The 704-nt window shown below is 62.6% G+C and carries 1 protein-coding gene; it reads left to right on the forward strand.

Annotated features, from left to right (window positions below; translation table 11 throughout):
- On the forward strand, positions 1 to 660 hold a 660-nt coding region (locus A9X04_RS25810), incomplete at its 5' end, for a sensor domain-containing protein (RefSeq protein ID WP_156764538.1).
- Positions 661 to 704: the final 44 nt, after the last annotated feature.

Consider the following 704-nt stretch of genomic DNA (forward strand, 5'->3'; position numbering starts at 1 on the left):
GCTCGGGGCTGTAGTGGTCGCGTTGGCGGTTGGGTGTGGCGGCGGGCAGGGCGGCGGCCACAACGCCACCTCGGTCGCACCCTCGCCGACGCCATCGATTCGCTGATCTTGGCGCCAGACCTGATTAACGAGATTGTCGGTGCGAAACTAAACTGGGCGTCCAAACCTCCGCCCGGCGCGACCTCCCCGCCCGTGGCCGCCTTCGTCGACGAGGGTAACCCGCAGTGCGAGCCGCTGATCGCGCCGGACACGTACTCGGTGGGGGTGGCTTACACCGCGTGGCGGAGCAATCTCTACAAAGAGGACAAGGACACGTACGAGCATGCGGTCCGTCAAGCCGTTGCGACGGTTGTCGATTCCAAAGCAGCGACGGTGTTGCTTGGCGACGCTTTTGCCAAGCGTCTCGATGCGTGCAGCAATGCCGTCATCCACCTGAGCGGCAAATATCGATGGAGATTCCAGAAGACCGACGCGACCGATACGGGAGTGCGGTGGACGGGAACGGAACTGGAGGACGGGCAGATCACCGGTTGGATCTGCCCCAACGTGGCGCGCGCGAAGAACAATGTGATCATCACTGCGCAGGTGTGCCAATACGGCAATGGCGCTCCGGCCACCGCGACAGTTCTGGACAAGATGTCGGAGAAGATCCCCGGATAGACCCGGGAGAATCGGAATACTTTGTGCAGGATCCGGGAGGAGTA

Origin of the sequence: Mycobacterium sp. E3247, from assembly GCF_001667785.1 — a bacterium.
GTDB lineage: Bacteria > Actinomycetota > Actinomycetes > Mycobacteriales > Mycobacteriaceae > Mycobacterium.